Source organism: Saccharopolyspora gregorii (assembly GCF_024734405.1).
Lineage (GTDB): Bacteria > Actinomycetota > Actinomycetes > Mycobacteriales > Pseudonocardiaceae > Saccharopolyspora_C > Saccharopolyspora_C gregorii.
Genome location: NZ_CP059556.1, coordinates 5,988,676 through 6,005,156 on the forward strand (window position 1 = coordinate 5,988,676; position 16,481 = coordinate 6,005,156).

21 protein-coding genes are annotated in these 16,481 nt (G+C 72.7%); 3 read left to right on the plus strand and 18 right to left on the minus strand.

What is annotated here, in order from left to right:
* Nucleotides 1-3: 3 nt before the first annotated feature.
* Both H1226_RS26325 and H1226_RS26330 read right to left on the minus strand, forming a co-directional pair.
* A complete protein-coding gene (locus tag H1226_RS26325) occupies nt 4-1,122 on the minus strand; it encodes an L-cysteine desulfhydrase Cds1 (protein ID WP_258343814.1) in 1,119 nt (372 codons plus the stop codon).
* Nucleotides 1,109-1,417: a DUF4229 domain-containing protein gene (locus H1226_RS26330; protein WP_258343816.1), complete on the minus strand. Its 309-nt coding sequence runs from the start codon at nt 1,415-1,417 to the stop codon at nt 1,109-1,111. The genes H1226_RS26325 and H1226_RS26330 overlap by 14 nt, the downstream gene beginning before the upstream one ends.
* 173 nt (nt 1,418-1,590) lie before the next feature.
* On the opposite strand from H1226_RS26330, the gene H1226_RS26335 reads away from it, so the two are divergent.
* The gene (locus tag H1226_RS26335) at nt 1,591-1,812 is read left to right on the plus strand and encodes a BldC family transcriptional regulator (RefSeq protein WP_184476042.1); all 222 of its coding nucleotides are present in this window, start codon (nt 1,591-1,593) and stop codon (nt 1,810-1,812) included.
* 214 nt (nt 1,813-2,026) lie between these two features.
* Entirely contained in the window at nt 2,027-2,227 is a 201-nt protein-coding gene (locus H1226_RS26340) for a hypothetical protein (RefSeq protein WP_258343831.1), read from the plus strand.
* 308 nt (nt 2,228-2,535) lie between these two features.
* On the opposite strand, the gene H1226_RS26345 is transcribed toward H1226_RS26340, so the two are convergent.
* The 6 genes from H1226_RS26345 to H1226_RS26370 form a co-directional block, all read right to left on the minus strand.
* Nucleotides 2,536-4,047: an AAA family ATPase gene (locus tag H1226_RS26345; protein WP_258343833.1), complete on the minus strand. Its 1,512-nt coding sequence runs from the start codon at nt 4,045-4,047 to the stop codon at nt 2,536-2,538.
* 112 nt (nt 4,048-4,159) lie between these two features.
* Entirely contained in the window at nt 4,160-5,167 is a 1,008-nt protein-coding gene (gene ccsB, locus H1226_RS26350) for a c-type cytochrome biogenesis protein CcsB (protein ID WP_258343835.1), read from the minus strand.
* Nucleotides 5,167-6,780 (minus strand): cytochrome c biogenesis protein ResB, encoded by a 1,614-nt coding sequence (resB, locus tag H1226_RS26355; protein ID WP_258343837.1) that lies wholly within the window; start codon nt 6,778-6,780, stop codon nt 5,167-5,169. The genes ccsB and resB overlap by 1 nt, the downstream gene beginning before the upstream one ends.
* The gene (locus H1226_RS26360) at nt 6,780-7,562 is read right to left on the minus strand and encodes a cytochrome c biogenesis CcdA family protein (RefSeq protein ID WP_224956977.1); all 783 of its coding nucleotides are present in this window, start codon (nt 7,560-7,562) and stop codon (nt 6,780-6,782) included. Before H1226_RS26360 ends, resB begins: the two co-directional genes overlap by 1 nt.
* 276 nt (nt 7,563-7,838) lie before the next feature.
* Nucleotides 7,839-7,955 carry a DUF397 domain-containing protein gene (locus H1226_RS26365; protein ID WP_373689990.1) on the minus strand — a complete coding sequence of 39 codons (117 nt, stop codon included), beginning with the start codon at nt 7,953-7,955 and terminating at the stop codon, nt 7,839-7,841.
* 31 nt (nt 7,956-7,986) lie between these two features.
* Nucleotides 7,987-8,847: a helix-turn-helix domain-containing protein gene (locus H1226_RS26370; protein WP_224956982.1), complete on the minus strand. Its 861-nt coding sequence runs from the start codon at nt 8,845-8,847 to the stop codon at nt 7,987-7,989.
* A 124-nt stretch (nt 8,848-8,971) separates the two neighbouring features.
* Between H1226_RS26370 and H1226_RS26375 the strand changes: the two genes are divergently transcribed.
* Nucleotides 8,972-9,193: a hypothetical protein gene (locus H1226_RS26375; protein WP_224956984.1), complete on the plus strand. Its 222-nt coding sequence runs from the start codon at nt 8,972-8,974 to the stop codon at nt 9,191-9,193.
* Nucleotides 9,194-9,378: 185 nt separating this feature from the next.
* Here H1226_RS26375 and H1226_RS26380 read toward each other — a convergent pair whose 3' ends face one another.
* The 10 genes from H1226_RS26380 to hemB all read right to left on the minus strand — a co-directional run bounded on the left by H1226_RS26380 (nt 9,379) and on the right by hemB (nt 16,426).
* Nucleotides 9,379-9,972 carry a TlpA family protein disulfide reductase gene (locus H1226_RS26380; protein ID WP_225043647.1) on the minus strand — a complete coding sequence of 198 codons (594 nt, stop codon included), beginning with the start codon at nt 9,970-9,972 and terminating at the stop codon, nt 9,379-9,381.
* The gene (locus H1226_RS26385; protein ID WP_258343842.1) at nt 9,969-10,598 is read right to left on the minus strand and encodes a histidine phosphatase family protein; all 630 of its coding nucleotides are present in this window, start codon (nt 10,596-10,598) and stop codon (nt 9,969-9,971) included. The genes H1226_RS26380 and H1226_RS26385 overlap by 4 nt, the downstream gene beginning before the upstream one ends.
* The gene (gene hemL / locus H1226_RS26390) at nt 10,595-11,932 is read right to left on the minus strand and encodes a glutamate-1-semialdehyde 2,1-aminomutase (RefSeq protein WP_258343844.1); all 1,338 of its coding nucleotides are present in this window, start codon (nt 11,930-11,932) and stop codon (nt 10,595-10,597) included. The genes H1226_RS26385 and hemL overlap by 4 nt, the downstream gene beginning before the upstream one ends.
* 248 nt (nt 11,933-12,180) lie before the next feature.
* Nucleotides 12,181-12,534 carry a hypothetical protein gene (locus tag H1226_RS26395; RefSeq protein ID WP_258343846.1) on the minus strand — a complete coding sequence of 118 codons (354 nt, stop codon included), beginning with the start codon at nt 12,532-12,534 and terminating at the stop codon, nt 12,181-12,183.
* 70 nt (nt 12,535-12,604) lie between these two features.
* A complete protein-coding gene (locus H1226_RS26400) occupies nt 12,605-13,054 on the minus strand; it encodes a DUF3093 family protein (protein ID WP_258343848.1) in 450 nt (149 codons plus the stop codon).
* Nucleotides 13,047-13,469 carry a hypothetical protein gene (locus H1226_RS26405; RefSeq protein WP_258343851.1) on the minus strand — a complete coding sequence of 141 codons (423 nt, stop codon included), beginning with the start codon at nt 13,467-13,469 and terminating at the stop codon, nt 13,047-13,049. Before H1226_RS26405 ends, H1226_RS26400 begins: the two co-directional genes overlap by 8 nt.
* A complete protein-coding gene (locus H1226_RS26410; RefSeq protein WP_258343853.1) occupies nt 13,466-14,023 on the minus strand; it encodes a hypothetical protein in 558 nt (185 codons plus the stop codon). The genes H1226_RS26405 and H1226_RS26410 overlap by 4 nt, the downstream gene beginning before the upstream one ends.
* 65 nt (nt 14,024-14,088) lie before the next feature.
* Nucleotides 14,089-14,769, minus strand: coding sequence for a hypothetical protein (locus H1226_RS26415; RefSeq protein WP_258343855.1), 681 nt, complete (start codon nt 14,767-14,769; stop codon nt 14,089-14,091).
* 71 nt (nt 14,770-14,840) lie between these two features.
* Entirely contained in the window at nt 14,841-15,440 is a 600-nt protein-coding gene (locus tag H1226_RS26420) for a hypothetical protein (RefSeq protein WP_224956995.1), read from the minus strand.
* Complete coding sequence (hemB, locus tag H1226_RS26425; RefSeq protein WP_258343857.1) at nt 15,437-16,426, minus strand: porphobilinogen synthase; 990 nt, start codon at nt 16,424-16,426, stop codon at nt 15,437-15,439. The genes H1226_RS26420 and hemB overlap by 4 nt, the downstream gene beginning before the upstream one ends.
* Nucleotides 16,427-16,481 lie beyond the last annotated feature (55 nt).

The following is a 16,481-nucleotide window of genomic DNA, read 5'->3' on the forward strand; positions in this document are numbered from 1 at the left end:
CGCTCAGGCGGGCCAGGCCCCGGTCCGGTGGAACTCGTCGAGCGCGTCGAGCGGGCCCGCGAGGTCGAAGCCGTGGCCCGCGACCCACTCGTCGTCGTAGTAGGTGTGGGCGTAGCGCTCCCCGCCGTCGCAGAGCAGCGTGACGATGCTCCCGGTCCGCCCGGCCCGCACCATCTCGGCGACGAGCCCGAACACGCCCCACAGGTTGGTGCCGGTGGACCCGCCGACGCGGCGCCCGAGCACGGCTTCGGCCCACCGGATGGTGGCGATGGACGCCGCGTCCGGGACCTTGATCATGCGGTCGATGGCCTCGCCGACGAAGGACGGTTCGACCCGCGGCCGCCCGATGCCTTCGATGAGCGAGCCGCGGTCCCCGGTGCGGTCCCGATCCCCGTGGCACCAGGCGTCGTAGAACACCGAGTGCTCCGGGTCGACGACGGCGAGCCGGGTGTCGTGCCTGCGGTAGCGGATGTAGCGGCCGAGGGTGGCGCTGGTGCCGCCGGTGCCCGCCCCGGTGACGATCCACTCCGGGATGGGGTGCCGTTCCAGCGCCAGCTGCTCGTAGATCGACTCGGCGATGTTGTTGTTGCCCCGCCAGTCGGTGGCGCGCTCGGCGTGGGTGAACTGGTCCATGAAGTGCCCGCCGAGCTCGGCGGCGAGCCTGCGGGACTCGTCGTAGATCGCGCCCGGCTGGTCCACGTAGTGGCAGGTGCCGCCGTGGCGTTCGATCAGCGCGACCTTCTCCGGGCTGGTGGAGCGGGGCATCACGGCGATGAACGGGAGCCCCAGCAGCTGCGCGAAGTGCGCTTCGGAAACGGCGGTGGAACCGGACGACGCCTCGATCACCGGCGTGTTCTCCGTCACCCACCCGTTGCAGATGGCGTGCAGGAACAGGGATCGGGCCAGCCGGTGCTTGAGCGAACCGGTCGGATGGGTTGACTCGTCCTTGAGGTAGAGGTCGATCCCCCATTCCGCCGGGAGCGGGAAGCGCAGCAGGTGGGTGTCCGCGCTGCGGTTCGCGTCGGCTTCGATGATCCGGACGGCTTCGCTGGTCCAGGCCCTGGTACGCGCGCAGGAGCGGTCCCGCACCGCCCCGGCGGCCCGGGCGTCAGTGCTCGTCATCGGCGTGCTCGCGATCCCCGCGGAGCTGGGCGCGCAGCTGCTCGCGGCGCCGGGCGCGGTGCACCATGCCGGTGGCGACGCGGCGGCGCAACCCGCCGAAGACCAGCATGGACAGCGGCATCACCACCACGACGGACACGGCGGCGGCCACCAGCAGCGGGACGCCGCAGAGCGCGATCACGGCGGTGACCACGAGCAGCATGGCCAGCCTGACCACGGTGTACAGCGCGATGTCCCGCGCCAGGTTGGTCGGCGGGGACGACTCCGCGACCGCTTCCGTCTGCTGTTCCTGCACGTCAACCAGCGTAGAACACGGGGGTCGCGGCGATTCCGCCCCGTCTCGCCCGAAGCGCCGCTTTCGTCCCTTACCTTCCCTTTACCTGGAGTCGAATGTTCGAGTACCTGACCATCCGAGTGCCAGGATGCGACCGGAATGCCCGAAAACCGTCCGCATTGTGGAGGTCCCCTGTGACCGCGACGACTCCCCAGTCTCGCCAGAACGGTCAGGAACAGCTGCTCACCCCCGGTGAGGTCGCCTCGTTGTTCCGGGTCGACCCGAAGACGGTGACCAGATGGGCGACGGCAGGCCGGATCGGTTCGATCCGCACTCCCGGCGGGCACCGCCGGTTCCGCGAATCGGAAGTGCGGACGCTGTTGGCGGAACTCACCAACGACGTCCGCTCCGCCTGAGTCGTCCCGACGATCGGCTCGCGCCCGGCCCGCCTCCGCGTGCGCTCGCACGCCCGAGGTGGGCCGGGCACGGCCCGTCGCCGGACCGCCCCGGCGCCTCCGCCCGGCACCCGATCGCCGGAGCTTCCCGACACTTCGCGATGTTCCCCGATCGGCGCACCCCACCTCCCGCCGCTCTCCGGCTAACCTCGTGGGGAGGAGTGGAGGTGCCCTGATGATCTACGTCCTGGCAGCGATCGGTGCGCTCACCGTGAGCGTGCTGATGTGGCGCGCGTTCGGCCCGGTGCGGGATGCCGCGAGCGACGGCCCGGCCTCGGCACCGCGCAGGGCGCCGCTGGCCCCGGACGACGATCCGGAGTTCCTGCGCCGCCTCGCCGAGCAGCAGCGCGACCGGAAGAACGACGAGCAGGGCTGAGACCCGCCCCGTGAACGCCGAACGGCCCGCCCACCGGAGAACCGGCACGGCGGGCCGTTCGCACGCAACGGCGCAAAACCCGGACCAGGCCCAGAACCCGACGAGCGGTGCCCGTTCCCCGTCAGCGGCGAAGCCGCTGAGCAGCGCCCACCCGAGCAGAAGGACCACCCGCGGGTTCTCAGCGCCCTCCTCGCGAGGACAGCGTTTTCTCCTGTGGCGGAGCCACCTGTGAAAACGATCCCGCAGCGAGGAGGGCGCTGAGGTTCCGCCACCCGACCACTGCGCCGAACGAGCGGGAAGAGGGCTCGTCAGGCCTGGCGCTGCCTGCCGAAGGCCTGCGGGAAGTCGTCGGCGACGATCGCCGCCAGCTCCAGCAGCGCCAGCCGGGTCGGGGCGGCGAGCTGGTCGAGCTCGACCTCGGCGCCCTCTTCGAGGTGCGGGTCGAACGGGATCCGGGACACCGCGCGGCAGCGCGAACCGAAGTGCGCGCTGAGCTTGTCCACGTCGACCTTGCCGGAACCCGGCCGCACCGAGTTGATCACGGCGACGGAGCGGGACACCAGCTGCCCGTACCCGTGCGCGTCCAGCCAGTCCAACGTGGCCGAAGCGCTGCGCGCCCCGTCGATGGAGCTGGAGGAGACGATCACCAGCGAGTCGGCGACGTCCAGCACGCCCTTCATCGCCGAGTGCATCAGCCCGGTCCCGCAGTCGGTGAGCACGATGTTGTAGAAGTGCTCCAGCAGCGTCACGGTGCGCTGGTAGTCGTCCTCGCTGAACGCCTCGGAGACCGCCGGGTCCTGCTCGCTGGCGAGGATCTCCAACCGGCTCGGGCCCTGCGAGGTGTAGGAGCGCACATCGCTGTACTTGCGGATGCGCTGCGCGTCGCGCAGCAGGTGCCGCACGGTGGCGGTGGTCTCCAGCGGGATCTTCTGGCTGAGCGTGCCGCGGTCCGGGTTGGCGTCGACCGCGATCACCCGGTCCCCGCGCAGCGAGGAGAACGTGGAGCCGAGGGTCGCGGTGGTCGTGGTCTTGCCGACGCCGCCCTTCAGGCTCAGCATCGCGATCTTGTAGCAGCCCTGCAGCGGCTGGTTGATCCGGCCGATCAGCTCGCGGCGGCGCAGGTCCGCGGCGCTCTCCCCGAGGTTGATGGAGCGGCCGCTGGCCACGTAGAGCGCCTTGCGCCACCCGGACTGCGGGGCGCGCTTGGTCTGCCGCAGCAGCTGCGAGGAGGCGAGGTCCTTGCCGAACGGCACGCCGGGTTGCTGCTGCTTCGCGCCGGGCTGCTGCTGGGGCTGCTGCGGCTGCCCGCCCTGCGGGGGCTGCTGCGGGTAGCCCTGCTGCTGCGGGAACGGCCCGGCGACGGGCGCGTACGGGTTCGGCTGCTGGCCCACCGGGTACGGACCGGACTGGCCGCCGGAGACCTGGTAGGGCCCGGACCCGCCCGGCACCTGGTACGGACCGGAGGGCCCGCCCTGCACCGAGTACGGGCCCGAGGGGCCGCCGGGAACCTGCTGCGGCCCGGACGGCACCTGGTACGGGCCGGACTGGCTCGCCTGCTGCTGCGGCCCGGAGGGCGTGGCCTCGGTGTACTGCGCCCCGCCGAAGGACTGTCCACTGGGGACGTTCGGCGGCTGGGGCTGCTGCCCGCCCTGCACCGGGGTGTTCGGCCTGGTGCCCGGTTCCGCGTACGGCTGCGCGCCGTCACCGTAGTCCGGGGTCGCGTGATCCGTCGTGCCGCTGGCCTGCTGCGCCGAGTCCGCACCGGGCGAGGCCGAGCCCGCATCGCGTTGCGTTTCGGGCTCTTCGTACCGTCCGGTCACCGTTCCCGTACCTCCCACACATCGGTTCGACCTTTACCGGGATGAGCGAGGGCCACCCGGTTCCGCTGCGGAACGGGTGGCCCGGGGTCGCACTCCGGATCGGATCATGAACTCACAGCCCAGCGTACGAGTGCAGTCCGGAGACGACGATGTTGATGAAGAAGAGATTGAAGATCATGACCGCCAGACCGGCGATGTTGATCCACGCCGCCTTGACCCCACGCCACCCCGCAGTCGCACGCGCATGCAGGTACGCAGCGTAGACGACCCACGCGATGAACGAACAGGTCTCCTTCGGGTCCCAGCCCCAGAACCTGCCCCACGCGGCCTCGGCCCAGATCGCGCCGGCGACGATCGCGAACGTCCACACCGGGAAGATGATCACCGTGGCGCGGTAGGCCATCCGGTCCAGCGCCTGGCTGGCGGGCAGCCGCGCCCCGAACCGGGCCAGCTTCAACGGGTTGTTCTCGTGCCGCGACCGCAGCATGAACAGCACGCTGGCGACCCCGGCGAACAGCAGCGCACCGCTGGAGATGATCGCGGCGCTCACGTGGATCACGATCCAGTAGGACTGCAGCGCGGGCTGCAGCGGCGCGGCCTTCGCGTAGAGCACGGTGCCGGACAGGAACAGCAGCACCACCACGGGCAGCAGCAGGAACCCGCCGAGTCCGCGCAGCTGCGCCGGCGAGGCCTCGCGGCGTTCGGCGCGCAGCTGCCGGAACAGCACGATCGTCCACGCGACCACCGCGGCCAGGCAGATCGCCGAACCGAACTCGTACATGTTGCCCCACGGCGCGCGGCCGGTGGCGACGCCGCGGAACACCAGCGAGGCCGCGTGCACCAGGATGCCGAGCACCGTCATCGACACGGCCATGCCGCCGAACCGCTCCGGGAGCGGGCGCTTGGCGGGGGTGTCGATGCGGCCGATGCGCTCACCGGTCGCGGTGTCGGCGCCGTCGCCGCCCGCGGTGACCAGCTGCGCTTCCCGCGCGCGGGGCTGCTGCTTCCGGCCGCCGTAGGCGAACTCCGCGAAGTACAGCAGCATGGCGGCGATGTAGACGACGACCGAGGTCGCGAACGCCATGTCGCTGTAGTTGGACAACGTCTGGTCGACCGTCATCAGCTCTTCCTTCCACCTGCGGAGGCAGCCCTCGGCGGCTCCGCGTCGGCGCCGTCCGTCCCGAGCAGGTCCTTGGCCAGCCGGGTGAACTCCTCGCCGTAACCCGCTTGGTCGGTCCGGGCCAGCCCGCCGACCTCGACAACGGTACGCGCGGGATCGTCCGCGCCGGTCCCGGGGGCGGGAGCCACCCGCACCCAGATCCGGCGGCGCTTGATGCTCAGCGAGGCGCTGATCCCGAAGATCACCGCGATGGCGAAGCCGAGCACGTACGGCTGGAACGGGTCGTGCGAGATCTGCAGGTTCGCCCAGCGCTCCACGCCGTCGAAGTGGACGGTGGTGCCGTCGTCGAGCCGGATCTCCTCGCCGACGCGCAGGTTCTGCCGCGCGACCTTCTTCAACCGCCCGGAGTCCACCATCTTCTGGTCCACGCCGAAGATCGACTGGCCGCGCCCGGAGTCGAGCCCGAGATCACCGCGCAGCACGTCCACCGCGACCGCCGGGTCGAGCAGGTCTGGGAACTGCGAGCCGAGCACCTTGCCGTCGTAGGCCGCGGTCGGCGCGAACAGGCCGGTCACCGCGAGCTGCGTCTGCCGCCGCTGCACCTCGTCGGTGACGCCCGGCTGGTCGAACTTGGTGGCGCCCTGGGACAACATCGTCGTGACGTCCATCGGCTGCCACTGGGTCAGCTGGGTGCGCCGCTGCCCGTCCGGGAAGGTCACGGTGAAGCGGGGCGCGTACCCGTTGCCGGTCAAGTAGATCCGGTCGCCCGCGATCCGCAGCGGGTGGTTCACCTGCAGCGCGTACGGCCGCCACTGGTCCGCGTCGAGGTCCGCGCCCGCCTGGTACTGCATCCCGACCCGGTAGCTCGCGACCTGCCCGGTGTGCTGGTAGGTCGCGTCGAAGTCGTCGACCCGCAGGCAGAACGGGCTCAGCTGGGTGCCGTCCACGCTGAGGCCCGCGCGGAACGAGTCGTAGTTGTAGGTGCCGGAGTTGCAGAACTCGGAGCCGTCGGCGGGCACGATCACCTGGCCCTCGTAGCCGAGGATCTTGCCGCCCGCGACCGTCACCAGCAGGCCGACCAGCGCGAAGTGGAACACCAGGTTCCCGGCCTCCCGCAGGTAGCCGCGTTCGGCGCTGATCGAGCGGGTGCCGTCCTCCTCGGTGCGCTCCTCCTTGCGCCAGCCGCGCAGCCTGCGCCGGGCGGCGTCCAGCGCCTCCTCCGGTGAACCGTCCACAGTGGCCGAAGCGTGGTGCGGCATCCGGGACAGGTTCCGCGGGGTGCGCACCGGCCTGCCGCGCAGCTGCTTGTAGTACTCGTAGCAGCGCGGCAGCAGGCAGCCGATCAGCGAGATGAACAGCAGCACGTAGATCGAGGCGAACCAGACCGAGCTGAACACCTCGAACGCGCCGGCCTTGTCCAGCAGCGGCGCCAGGTCCGGGTACTCGGTGAAGTACTTGTCCACCTCGGCCGGGTTCAGCGAGCGCTGCGGGATCAGCGCGCCCGGCAGCGCCGCCATCGCCAGCAGGAACAGCAGCACCAGCGCGGTGCGCATCGACGTCAGGCCGCGCCAGGTGTTGCGCAGGAACGCCGGCAGGGTGCGGATCCAGGACATCAGATCGGCGTCTCGAATCCGGCGACGGGTTCGCGCAGCACTGAGATCAGTTCTCCCCACAGCCCGGTGACGAGCAGCACGCCCACCACGACCAGCAGCGCGCCACCCGCGATCTGGATGGCGCGGCCCCGGCGCCGCAACCAGTCGGTGCTGCGCACCGCCCACCGCGCACCCAGCGCCAGCAGCACGAACGGCAGTCCGAGCCCGAGGCAGTAGGCCACGACGAGCAGCACCCCGCGCACCGCGGTGCCCGCGCCCACGTCGGTCCCGACGGCCAGCGACATCACCCCGGTCAGCGTCGGGCCCAGGCACGGCGTCCAGCCGAGCCCGAACACCGCGCCGAGCAGCGGCGCACCCCACAAGCCCGCCCGGGGCACCCGGTGCAGCCGCACGTCCCGCTGCAGCGCGGGGATCATGCCGAGGAACACCAGCCCCATCGCGACCGTCACGACGCCGCCGATGCGCTGCAGCAGCAGCTCGTTCTCGACCAGCGCGTCCGACAGCCCGAGCAGCAGCAGCGTTCCGGCGCCGAAGACGACGGTGAACCCGGCGACGAACAGCAGCGCGGCACCGGCCACCCGCCAGCGGCCGCGGCGCGCCTGCCGCGCCTCCGCGGAATCCACCGGCGGAGCCTCCGCGCCGACCACGCCCGCCAGGTAGGCGAGGTAGCCGGGCACCAGCGGCACCACGCACGGCGACGCGAAGCTGACCGCCCCGGCGAGCACCGCGATCGCGGCCGCGAGCAGCAGCGGTCCGGAGGCGGCGAGCTCGGTCGGGTTCACGGTTCCGAGGGTAGGGATGGCGCTAGCGTGGCTACGCACCACCCCGCATGACGCCGACCACATCGGCGCACTTCCGACGCCCGCGAACCCGCCCGTCGCGGACACCCCGGCCCCGCTCGCGGCACCGGCGACCGGCCGCGGCGGGCCGCCCGCCGGCGAAGGACCCGTCCGCGCGAACGGGATCGGACGGACCGCCGCCACCCCGATGCGGCACGCAGGTCGGCGCAGGCTCGGACCGGCGCGACCACCGGGTTCCCGCCGGCCGCGCGCCGGCGATCAGCGCAGCGAGCGGAGGAAGGCCCGCCACCGGTGCGGCGAGAAGGACAGCACGCCGTGCCGCGGTGCCTTCGAATCCCGCACCGCCACCACTCCGGGCGCCGTCCCCACCTCCACGCAGTTGCTCTCCTCGCCGCTGTGACTGGACTTACGCCAACGCACCGTCGCGCTCACATTCCCGTTCCATCGCGCCTGCCACGTCCGCGATCAGCGCCGCGGACTCCGCTTCGTCGAGTGCCAGGACCGGCAGCCGGGCGGCGGCGTCGAGGAACGGGGCGGTGTCGGCGGGTGCTTCCAGGAAGGCCCCGCGCCGCCGCTGCTCCAGGTGCACCACCGGACGCTGCCGGGCGAACTCCAGGATCAGCTGGCTGCCGTTGAGCTCCGCGTACGCGCCCGCCGCGAACGGGATCACCCGGACCGAGACGTTCGGCCGGCGCCCGATGCGCACCAGGTGGCGCAGCTGGTCGGACATCACCCGGTGTCCGCCGACGGGCCGGTGCACCACCGACTCGTCCAGGTAGGCGTGCAGCCGCGCCGGTTCCTCCCGGGTGAGCACGCCCTGCCTGCCGAGCCGCAGCGCGACCCGGGACTCCAGGTCGGCGTCCCGCACGCCGCCCGCGCTGAGCACCGCCCGCGTGTAGTCCGGGGTCTGCAGCAGTCCCGGCACCAGCGCCAGCGCCACATCGGTGATCTTGGTGGCGAGCCGCTCGAAGTCGATCAGGGCGGTCAGCGCGCTGGGCATGCCGGCGTACCCGGCCTCCCACCAGCGCGCCTCGGTGGCCGCGTTGACGAGCTCGAACAGCCGCGTGCGCTCGGAACCGGCCACGTCGAGGGTGTCGAGCAGCGCGGCGAGTTCGCCTTCGCTCGGCACTCGTTCCCCCGATTCGATTCGGCCCAAGGTCGCTCGCGACCACCCGCATCGGTGCGCGAGATGTTCCAATCGCAATCCGGCCGCTTTGCGGAGTTCGCGGATCTCAGCGCCCAGGCCCCGCGCTCGAACACTGGTCATAGCAGGAACCTATTTCCTCCGCCGAAGCCGTGCCATCGCTCGATTCGGTGAAGCGCATTGCCATTCGAGTGTCGAGGCGGGTCTCATTCTCGGCAGACGACACCGGAGGAATGGAGTCCACGCGATGCCCGCGCAGCACGGCCTCACCTACGTGTGGCGGCCCGTTCCGGCGGGGCGCCACGCCTTCGCCGCCAGCGCGCTCGACGCCGACCCGCGATGCCCCGTGACCTCGTACTGCGGGGTGGAGGCCGCCGCGACCGAGCTGCACGACCGCACCGAGCACGAGTGGGTGCGGCAGGGCACGTGCATGGACTGCTGGCGGGTGCTGGCCCGGCGCAGGCGCTGAGGCGCTCGACCGGACGGCGGCGGGCGCGCTGCCACCACCGGACGCGGACGAGCACCGTTCGGCCCAGCGGCTGCTCCGAACGGGCGGACGTCGCGTCCTCGTCCCGGAGCAGCGGGCCGGAACCGGCTCGCCGAAAATCCACGAACCCGCCGGGAATGCGCACGAATGCGGGCTCGTGGAAAGGGTCACGCCGCCGGTTCGGCCGCCACCTTCTGCACTTCCGGCAGCAGTTCGCTCTCCAACATTTCCGTGAGGAAAACCGCAGCGACCCGGTGCTGCCGATCCAGAATGATCGTGGACGGCACGGCGCTGCGCGGATAGTTCTTCAACGACAACAGCGAACGACCGGACGGATCGAAAATCGAGGGATACGTCAAACTCCGGTCGCGGTGGAAATCCGCGGCCGCGGAACGGCTGTCCCGCACGTCGACGCCCAGCACCTGCACGCCCTGCGGCCCCGTCTTGTCCTGCACGGCCTGCAGGTCGTCGGCCTCGGCGCGGCACGGGCCGCACCAGGAACCCCACAGGTTCACCACCACGACCTTCCCCTCGTAGTCGGAGAGGCCGATCCGCTTCCCCTCCTCCAGGAGGCTGTCGCCGCTGAGCTTCGTCAGCTTCTGCCGCTCCGCCTCCGGGTAGAAGATGCGGGTCTGCCCGCCCGGCGAGACGAAGGTGAACTCGGTGCCCTGCTCGACGGCGTCCTTGCCCGCCGTGGCGCAGCCGCCGAGCAGGCCGAGCACCGCCACCGACAGCGCCGCGCGGGCCAGCAGCCGCCTCATGCCCCGGTCACCCGCGGATCGGTCTCCCCGGCGGGTTCCACGTACGCGACGCGCACCAGCTGCTCGTCGCGGAACACCAGGCTCGTCAGCGAGGCCAGCGAGCACTGCCTGTTGCGCGGGTCGTGCCACATGCGCTTGCCCTCGACGAACCGGCGCAGCGTCCAGATCGGCAGCTGGTGGGACACGCACACCGCCTCGCTGCCCTCGGCGGCGGCGCGGGCGCGCTGCGCGGCGCCGAGCATGCGGTGCGCGATCTCCACGTACGGCTCGCCCCAGGACGGCTCGAACGGGTTGCGCAGCTTCGGCCAGTGCTGCGGGGAGCGCAGCGCGCCGTCGCCGACGGACACCCGCAGGCCCTCGAACCGGTTCGCCGACTCGATCAGCCGGTCGTCGGTGTCCACGTCCAGGCCGAACCCGGCGCCGATGGGGGCGGCCGTCTCCTGCGCGCGCTGCAGCGGGGAGGCCACCACGTGCCGCACGTCGCGGCCGGCGAGGAAGTCGGCGACCAGCTTCGCCTGCTCCTGGCCGCGGTCCGAGAGCCGGTAGCCGGGGAGCCTGCCGTAGAGGATCTTCTCCGGGTTGTGCACTTCGCCGTGGCGCAAGAAGTGCACGATCGTCTTGGTCATGCCGCGGGCTCCTCGGCCGCGGCGGCAGCGGCCGCGGCGTGCGGGGCGGCGTCCGCGATCCGCTCGAACGCGGCCTCGTCCATCGCCGAGTTCACGAACCACGACTCGAAGGCGCTCGGCGGCGGGTACACGCCGCGGTCCAGGAACGCGTTGAAGAAGGCCGGGAAGCGCCACGCCTGCTGGGCCCGGGCCTGCTCGAAGTCCACCACCGGCGATTCGGTGAAGAATACGCTGACCAGGTTGCCCGCGAACGACACCCGGTGCGGCACGCCGGCCTCGGCGAGCGCGGAGCCGAGCAGCTCGCCGAGGCGCGCCGCGTTCCGGTCCAGCGCCGCGTAGGTGGCGTCGTCGGCGGCCCGCAGGTTCGCCAGCCCGGCGGCGACGGCCACCGGGTTCCCGGCCAGGGTGCCCGCCTGGTAGACGGGACCGGACGGGGCGAGCAGCTCCATCACGTCGGCGCGCCCGCCGAACGCGGCGGCGGGCAGGCCACCGGACATGACCTTGCCGAAGGTGTAGAGGTCGCCCGCGACGCCGTCGAGGCCGAACCAGCCCGCGGCGGACACGCGGAACCCGGTCATCACCTCGTCCATGATCAGCAGTGCGCCCGCCGAGCGGGTGATCTCGCGCAGCGCGGCGTTGAACCCGGGCTGCGGGGCGACCGCGCCCATGTTGCCCGCGGCGGCCTCGGTGATGACGCAGGCGATCTGGTCGCCGAACTCGGCGAACGCCTCGCGCACCGCGTCCACGTCGTTGTACGGCAGCACCACGGTGTCCGCGGCCTGCGCGCCGGTCACGCCGGGGCTGGTGGGCAGGCCGAGCGTCACCACGCCGGATCCGGCGTCGGCGAGCAGCGAGTCGACGTGCCCGTGGTAGCAACCGGCGAACTTCACGATCTTGCTGCGGCCGGTGAAGCCGCGCGCCAGCCGCACCGCGCTCATCGTCGCCTCGGTGCCGGAGTTCACCAGCCGCACCTGCTCCACCGGCTCGACCCGGCGGATGATCTCGGCGGCGAGGTCGATCTCGCCGACGCCCGGGGTGCCGAAGGACAGGCCGTCCACCGCGGCCGCCCGCACCGCCTCGACGACGTCGGGGTGCGCGTGCCCGTTGACCATCGGGCCCCAGGAGGACACGAGGTCGACGTACTCGTTGCCGTCGGCGTCCCACAGGTAGGCGCCCTCGCCGCGGACCATGAACCGCGGGGTGCCGCCGACGGACCGGAAGGCCCGCACCGGGGAGTTGACGCCGCCCGGCGTCACGGTGAGCGCTCGGTCGAACAGCTCCGCCGACCTGGTCGTGGTGTGCGGACTGGTACCGCCAGGAGTTTCGGCTGTCACTCCCCCAGTCTGACAGGCCGACCCGGAACCTTCGGTGGGGCGTGGTCCTGCTGAGCGGGGACGGGTGGCGGAACCTCAGCGGCCCCCGCGCTGCGGGATCGATTTCACGAGCGGCTCCGCCACACGAGAAATCGCTGTCCTCGGCCGCTGAGAACCCGCAGGTCGTCCCGTTAATCAAGTGGTCGGCGGCGCAACGGCTTCGCCGCTGGCAGGATCGAACGCTGGTGGGTTCCCACCCGCCGTTCCGGTCAGTCCCGGCGGGCTCGGGAGCGGCGGACCGCCCAGGCGAGCATCAGCTGGCGGGCGGCGTCCACGAGCAGGACCGCGGCGAGCGTCGGGGCGGCGATGCCGAGCGCCGCCCGGTCGCCGAAGATCCTGGTCGAGCGCATCGGCAGCCCGGTCGCCCCGGGCACCTCCACCACCAGCTGCGACCGGTCCCACAGCCACCAGGCGGCCACGACCAGGGCGACGGCGAGCACGAGTTCGACGGCCGCCACCACGGCCCGCCACGGCTGCGCCAGCCCGCCGCGGGGTTCGGGCGCGTCCGCGGTGTTCTCGCTGAGCATCGGCTCGTCGGCCGACCACGGTTCCGGGAACGTCACGGCGAAAGCGTCTCACGCACCGGACCGCGCACGGCACCGGCTCTCCGGGCCGGTCAGCTCTCCGGGCCGGTCAGCTCGCCGGCAGCAGCGGGCGCAGCTCGTCGAGCAGCGTGGCCGGGTCCTTCGCCCAGGCCAGCACGACCGCGTCGTCGGATAACCGCAGCGGGATCTCCCCGGTGCCCTTCGGCGGGGTGAAGCCGCCGCCGAGGACCCGGGTGCCCAGCGGGGCGCCCACGTCGGTGATCGCGGCGATCCGCTGCACCGGCAGGTCCTCGCGGCCCACGGTCAGCACCTCGGGCGTCAACCGGACCGCCAGCGCGCGGCGGCGGGCGTACACCCACAGCACGGTGGCGACCGCCAGCGCACCGGCCAGCAGGATCCACACCGGCAGGTTCACCCCGCCGGGGGTGAGCAGTTCGACGACCAGCCCGGTCAGCGCGAATCCCGGCCCCCACAGCACCGGCCACCAGGTCGATCCGGGCTCGGCGTAGAGCACCGGGCCGCTGTCGGCATCACTCATGCTCGCCGGTCACCCACTCCGTACTGGACGTCGTCCAACTGCACCAGGCCGCGGCGCCGCCGAGCACCAGCACGATCAGGTCGGCCGCCGCGAACGAGCGGCTGCCGAGCACCGTCACGACCTGCACCACCAGCAGCACGCAGACCCCGATCCTGGCCCACGGCCTGCGCCCGCGGATCAGCACCCCCGCCAGCGCGTAGCCCGCGGCGAACACGACGGCGAGGCCGGTGTTGAGCAGCAGCAGGTCCAGCGCCGCGGCCTCCGCCCGGTCCGGCGCGGCCGCACCCGCTTCGACGAGCCGCCGCCGCAGCGCGTCCCGGTCCGCCCAGGAGAACGCGGTCTGCACGAGCAGGAACGCGGCCAGCGCCGACCACAGCCCGACCGCGGCGCGGACCGACCCGGGCGGCCCGCTCACCGCCCGGACCCGGCGGGCCGGAAGTACCGGTTCGACGCGGGCAGCCGCACCAGCACCAGGAACGCGAGCATCGCCAGCAGCCCGACGGCGCTCTGCGCGTGGCCGAGCGCCACCACCCCCGCGGGAACGGCGAGGGCGGGCTCGCCGGTGACCAGGCCGCCCACCGAGTAGAAGACCCAGATCCCGGCGAAGGTGCTGAGCACGACCCGCGCCCAGCCGCGCCCGGCCCGCAGCGCGAACCCGAAGGCGATCCACAGCGCGGTCAGCGCGACCATCACCAGCACCGCGACGACGAAGACGACCGCCCCGATCCCGGCCACCGCCGCGGCGACCTCCGGATCGTCCGCGCCGACCGCGTCGGCCAGGAAGCCCCGCGCCAGCACCGAGCCCACCGCGTGCAGCGCGGTGACCAGCAGCGGCGCCAGGACCGCGAGCCAGAACGCGGCCACCACGGTCCCGGGCCGGGCGGGCGGCGGAGCGGGTTCCGGCGGTGGACCGAGCGGCGGTGCGGCCGGGGCCTGCGGACCGTGCCGGGGATCGGGCGGTGACGTCACTCCCGAACAGTAGGAATCTTGCGAGATCGCTGTCCACCGGGTTCACCGGAAACAGCGGGTGATGATCAGCTGCCGCTGAAGTGGTCCCGGGTCGAGGGCAGGTGCATGCACACCAGCGTCGCCACCAGCGCCACCGCCTGCGCGACCTCCAGACCGGTCAGCAGCGGCCCGTGCGAACGGGTGCCGACCAGCGACAGCAGCGTCGACACCGCCCACACGAACGCGACGGAGGTGAGCGCCACCCGGGCCCAGCCGCGGCCGCGCCGCAGGAACAGCACGAGCAGCCCCCACACGGCGGCCAGCAGCGCGTAGAACACGATCATCCCGGTGGCAACGCCGTAGTACACGCCGGAGATGTCGCCGTCGTTCGGCAGGAACGAGTCGGCCTCGCCCATCGCCTGCACGATCAGGTCGTCGGTGGTGGCCAGCCGCACGCCGAGGATCACGAACGCGATCACCACGTCGGCGATGCCGAGCAGGCACGCCGCGGACACCGCGCGCGGCCTGCCGACCGGCGAGCTGCCCACCCACACCTGCCCCGCCGTGCCGCCGAACGCGACGGGCCGCAGCGGTGGCGCGGTGAACGGCTCGGGCTGCGGCGCGGCACCGGGCGCGGCGGGCCGGATGCCGGTGATCCGGCCGCCGGACACCTCGGAGTCGGGCAGCAGGCCACCGGTCGACGGGTGCTGCTGCGCCGCGGGCTGGCCGCCCTGGTCCTGCCGGTCCGGGTCCTGCGAGGCTGTCACGTCATCGAGCCTAGATCACGCACGCCGTCCGGCGCCGCGACGAACGCGGACGGATCGGACGATCCGGGCCGTCAGCGCAGGAACGGCCCCGGCGGTGGCGGTGCCCACTGCTGCGGGGGCCGCGGCCGCCGGGTCGCCCGGAAGTACCGGTTCGTCTCCGGCAGGTACATCAGCACCAGCGCGGCCAGCTCCAAAGCGGTCACCAGCACGCCGAAGACCACGTCCGAGGTCTCCACCCGCACCTGGGTGATCCGCAGCAGCTCCGCCTGCCCGATGCTGGACATCAGCAGCAGGGTGCCCAGCGTGCCGAACGCGCCGAACCCGGCGAACACGGTGAGCACCACCCGCGCCCAGTTCTTGCCCTGCGTCATCCGCAGCGACAGCGACACGTACAGCGCCAGCACCGCCAGCAGGTACAGCAGGTCGAACATGATCAGCGCGTTGATCTGGTCGTCGAGCTGCGTCTGCGACAGGTCCGGCAGCGCGGTGCGCAGCTCGGTCGCGAGCGCGCGCCGGTCGCTGAGCCGCACGTACGCCCGGACCAGGCCGAGCAGCGCGGCGGCGATCCACAGCCAGCGGGCGATGTTGAGCGGGGTGGGCAGCGGCGGGCGTTCGGCGGTCGCTCCCTCGCCGGTGCCGCCGACGCGGTCGGGGTGCTGCGGGTGCGTCACCGGATCCCCAAGCTCTCCCGGTACCACTGCGCGGCTTCGGTGGCCCAGTAGGTGAGCACCACGTCGGCACCGGCGCGGCGGATGGAGGTCAGCGTCTCCTGGACGGTGCGCTTGCGGTCCAGCCAGCCGCGGGCCACCGCGGCCTCGATCATCGCGTACTCGCCGGACACCTGGTACGCGGCGACCGGCACGTCGGCCAGCCCGGCCACGTCCCGAAGCACGTCCAGGTAGGACATGGCGGGCTTCACCATCACCATGTCGGCGCCCTCGGCGAGGTCCAGGTCCGCCTCGCGGAGCCCTTCGCGACCGTTCGCCGGGTCCTGCTGGTAGGTGTTGCGGTCCCCGCTGAGCTGCGAGTCCACCGCCTCCCGGAACGGGCCGTAGAAGGCGGAGGCGTACTTCGCGGAGTAGGCGAGGATCGAGGTGTCCTCGAAGCCGGTGACGTCGAGCGATTCCCGGATGACGCCGACCTGCCCGTCCATCATCCCGCTGGGGGAGATCACGTGGGCGCCCGCTTCGGCCTGCGCCACGGCCATCTCGCCGTACACCTGCAGGGTGCGGTCGTTGTCCACCACGCCGTCCTCGTCGAGCACGCCGCAGTGGCCGTGGTCGGTGAACTCGTCCAGGCAGGTGTCGGCCATGATCACGGTCGCGTCGCCGACCTCGGCGGCCAGGTCGCGCAGCCCGGTGTTGAGGATGCCGTCCGGGTCGACGGCGCCGGAGCCGGTGGCGTCGTGCTCGGCGGGCACGCCGAACAGCATCAGGCCGCCGACGCCCGCGGCGACCGCTTCGGACGCGGCGCGGCGCAGCGAATCGCGGCTGTGGTGCACGACGCCCGGCATGGAGCTGATCTCGACCGGTTCGGCCAGGCCTTCCCGCACGAACATCGGCAGCACCAGGTGCCGCGGCTCCACGCTCGTCTCGGCGACCAGCCGCCGGACGGCGGGGGTGCGGCGCAGCCTGCGCGGGCGGTGCGACGGGTACATCGGCGAGCTCCCTCGTGGCGAGGAGGGGCGGCCGCGGGCGGCCACCCGCTCGGAT

What these genes read in the sequence shown, in the direction of transcription:
- H1226_RS26325 (WP_258343814.1), bottom strand. Translation starts at nt 1,122, where the DNA reads ATGACGAGCACTGACGCCCGGGCCGCCGGGGCGGTGCGGGACCGCTCC.
- H1226_RS26340 (WP_258343831.1), top strand. Translation starts at nt 2,027, where the DNA reads ATGATCTACGTCCTGGCAGCGATCGGTGCGCTCACCGTGAGCGTGCTG.
- ccsB (WP_258343835.1), bottom strand. Translation starts at nt 5,167, where the DNA reads ATGACGGTCGACCAGACGTTGTCCAACTACAGCGACATGGCGTTCGCG.
- resB (WP_258343837.1), bottom strand. Translation starts at nt 6,780, where the DNA reads ATGTCCTGGATCCGCACCCTGCCGGCGTTCCTGCGCAACACCTGGCGC.
- H1226_RS26370 (WP_224956982.1), bottom strand. Translation starts at nt 8,847, where the DNA reads ATGACCAGTGTTCGAGCGCGGGGCCTGGGCGCTGAGATCCGCGAACTC.
- H1226_RS26375 (WP_224956984.1), top strand. Translation starts at nt 8,972, where the DNA reads ATGCCCGCGCAGCACGGCCTCACCTACGTGTGGCGGCCCGTTCCGGCG.
- H1226_RS26380 (WP_225043647.1), bottom strand. Translation starts at nt 9,972, where the DNA reads ATGAGGCGGCTGCTGGCCCGCGCGGCGCTGTCGGTGGCGGTGCTCGGC.
- H1226_RS26385 (WP_258343842.1), bottom strand. Translation starts at nt 10,598, where the DNA reads ATGACCAAGACGATCGTGCACTTCTTGCGCCACGGCGAAGTGCACAAC.
- H1226_RS26400 (WP_258343848.1), bottom strand. Translation starts at nt 13,054, where the DNA reads ATGAGTGATGCCGACAGCGGCCCGGTGCTCTACGCCGAGCCCGGATCG.
- hemB (WP_258343857.1), bottom strand. Translation starts at nt 16,426, where the DNA reads ATGTACCCGTCGCACCGCCCGCGCAGGCTGCGCCGCACCCCCGCCGTC.